Source organism: Streptomyces aurantiacus JA 4570 (assembly GCF_000414115.1).
Lineage (GTDB): Bacteria > Actinomycetota > Actinomycetes > Streptomycetales > Streptomycetaceae > Streptomyces > Streptomyces aurantiacus_A.
Genome location: NZ_AOPZ01000357.1, coordinates 1 through 2,747, shown reverse-complemented (window position 1 = coordinate 2,747; position 2,747 = coordinate 1). Strand labels below are relative to the sequence as shown.

The window sequence follows — 2,747 nt, the reverse complement described above, 5'->3', positions numbered from 1 at the left end:
GGTGGGTGGGTTGGGGGGTGTGGTGGAGGATCATTTCGGCGGCGGCTTTGGTCCAGATGACGAGGTTGTCGCCTTCGGCGGTGATGCCGCCTTCGATGTTGTGGGTGAGGTCGGCGATTCCGTTGTGGGGGAAGAGTCCTTGGGCGCCGCAGCGTTCGCGGGATTCGGTGGTGATGTCGCGGGCTTGCCAGGTGATGAAGGCTTTGGTGATGGCGATGTGGCGTTCGGTTTGGGTGCGGTTTTCGTGGGTGTGGTTGAGGTATTGGGTGAGGGTGGTGCGGTGGAGGAAGGTGAGGGCGTAGGCGGTGGCGATTTTGTCGAGGAGGCGGCTGTGGTGGGTGTGGTGGTGGGCGAGGGGGATGCGTTGGCCGGGGCGGGGGCCGCTGGTGTGGCGGGTGTGGGCGTATTGGACGGCGATGGCGAGGGCGGCGCGGGCCATGCCGAGGCAGCCGGCGCTCATGCAGAGTTTGCCGGTGGTGACGCGGTTGATGGAGGTCAGGAAGCGTTTGCGGGGGTTGCCGAGGTTGGTGGTGAGGGTGCCGTCGGGGTTGAGGCGGCCGTGGTCGGCTTCGAGGAGGGCTTCGCGGGGGAGGGGGACGTGGTGGAAGGTGGTGAGGCTGTGGTCGATGGTGGGGCCGTTGCTGGGGGGTAGGGGGGTGACGGTGATGCCGGGGAGGAGGCCGTTTTCGTCGCTGAGGGGGGTGAGGAAGAGGAAGACGCCGTGGTCTTGGTTGTGGGTGATGAGGCGGGCGGCGACGAGGCCGGTTTTGGGGCCGCCGGTGGTGCTGGTGTTGGGCATGAATTTGGCGGCGCCGGGGGTGGGGGTGTGGAGGGTGAAGCCGCCGGTTGCGGGGTTGTGGTGGGCGGTGGTTTCCAGGGCGGCGGCGTCGTTGCCGTGGTCGAGTTCGGTGCACAGGAAGGTGCCGGTGCGGCGCAGGGTGGTGTAGTCGGTGAGGTCGCGGGGGTGGTCGGGGTTGTCGTGGTCTATGAGGCTGCCGAGGAAGAGGTTGTAGTGGATGCTGGCCAGGGTGCACAGGCCGCCGTCGGCGAAGCCGATCCATTCGTGCAGGGCGGCCAGGCGGGCGGGGTCGCGGGCCAGGGCGGTGGCGTCGACGAGGTCGTTGACCAGGCGCAGTCGTTGGTAGGACTGGGCGGTGCGCTGGGTGTGGTCCAGGCCGGGTGTGTAGGTGAATTCCTTGCGGGAGACGAGTTGGCGCCACAGGGCGTGGGCGTGCCCGCCACCGTCGCCGCCGTCGCCGCGGCCGCTGCTGCTGTCACCGCTGCCGCTGCTGCTGCCGCCGTTGTCGCTGCCGTGACTGTTGCCGTTGCTGCTGCTGTCGTCGCCGCTGCTGCCGTCTCGGGTGCAGGTGCTGGGGCTGTTGTGGGTGGTGTTGTGGCTGTTGGGGTGGGTGCTGTGGTGGTGGCTGTCGTCGAAGAGGAGGGCCGACAGGTGTGCGGCCATCTCGGCCGTCGTGCTGTGGCCGGCCGGCGGGTCCTGGCCGGCGGTCGGTTCCTGACCGGCTAGCAGGGCCGTCCCGCTCGCCGCGGCCGTCCGCGTCTTTGTGGCCGCCCCGCTCTTCGCGGCGGTCCTGTGGTTCGTGGCGGTCCGGGTCTTCGCGGCCACTGCGTTGTCCATGGCTGTCTTGGTCTTTGTGACTGCCTGGGGCTCGGCGGCCGTCCAAGTCTTCGTGGCGGTCCGCGTCTTGACGGCCGTCCGCGCCTCCGTGGCGGTCCCGCTCTTCGTGGCGGTCCCGTTGTCCGTGGCGGTCCGCGCCTTTGTGGCGGTCCGGGTCTCCGCGTTCTCCGTGACGGCCCGGACTTTCGTGACGGTCTGGGTCTTCGCGGCGGTCGGGGTCTTCGCGGCGGTCCCGCTCTTCGTGGCGGTCGGGATCTTCGTGGCGGTCGGGGTGCTTGCGGCAGTCTTGGTTTTCGTGGTGGTCCCGTTCTGTGGGGCCGTCCAAGTCTTCGCGGCCGTCCGGGACTTCGCCGCGGTCCGGGCCTTGAGGGCGGTCCGGGTCTTCGCGGCGGCCCGGGTCCTGGTGGCGCTCGCGTTCTTCGCGCTCCCGGCCGTCCCGCTCCGGTCGGCCGTCGGCCCGGCCGTCCCGCTCTGCCCGGCCGTCGCGCTCTGCCCGGCCGTCGCGCTCTGGTCGGCTGTCCCGGTCTGGCCGGCCGTCTGGGTTGCCCCGGTTGTCGTGGCCTCTGCGGTTTCCCCGGCTTCTCCGGCCTCCGCACCTTCCCTGGCTTCCGCGCCTTCCCTGGCTTCCGCGGTTTCCGCGGTTTCCGCGGTGTGCCTGGCGTGTGGGGTTTCGCCGGGCGGGGTGTGGGCGGGGTGGGGGGTGGTGCCGGTTTTGGGGGCTTGGGTGTGGCGGGTCTGGCTGGGCGGTGTGGTGCGGTGCGGGTCGCCGGCGCGGGGGTGGGGTGGGCAGTTCCTGGGGTTCCCGGTGCGCTGATCCGCGTTCTTCTGGAACGTCAGCAGGGTCATGGAACCTCTCCGTGAAGTCATCGGGCTGATGGTTGACGGGAGTTCAGGCCCATAAAGATACGGACCCACCGGTTTTTTGCAAGGGATGCGGGGCGGTGTGTGCCGGGCCCCGCCGGGTGCCCGCTGCACCCTTCTGCCGCCTGCCCGGGGTGCCCGGTGCGGTGCGGGGGGCGGGGTGTGTTCGGGGCGGGTGTGTCGGCGGCCTGTGCGCGGGCCGGGCCCGGGTTCTGCCGGGGGTGCGGTGGCCTGCGGCGGGGTCGCGGGC

At 70.8% G+C, this 2,747-nt stretch carries 2 protein-coding genes; one reads left to right on the top strand and one right to left on the bottom strand.

Annotated elements, in window-relative coordinates; translation table 11 throughout:
* Positions 1–1,636 (bottom strand): acyl-CoA dehydrogenase family protein (locus STRAU_RS29705; RefSeq protein ID WP_259300013.1); only part of this gene is annotated, 1,636 nt, incomplete at its 3' end.
* Between STRAU_RS29705 and STRAU_RS29700 the strand changes: the two genes are divergently transcribed.
* A complete protein-coding gene (locus tag STRAU_RS29700; RefSeq protein ID WP_158692155.1) occupies positions 1,599–2,450 on the top strand; it encodes a hypothetical protein in 852 nt (283 codons plus the stop codon). The two genes, STRAU_RS29705 and STRAU_RS29700, sit on opposite strands and share 38 nt — an antisense overlap.
* Positions 2,451–2,747: the final 297 nt, after the last annotated feature.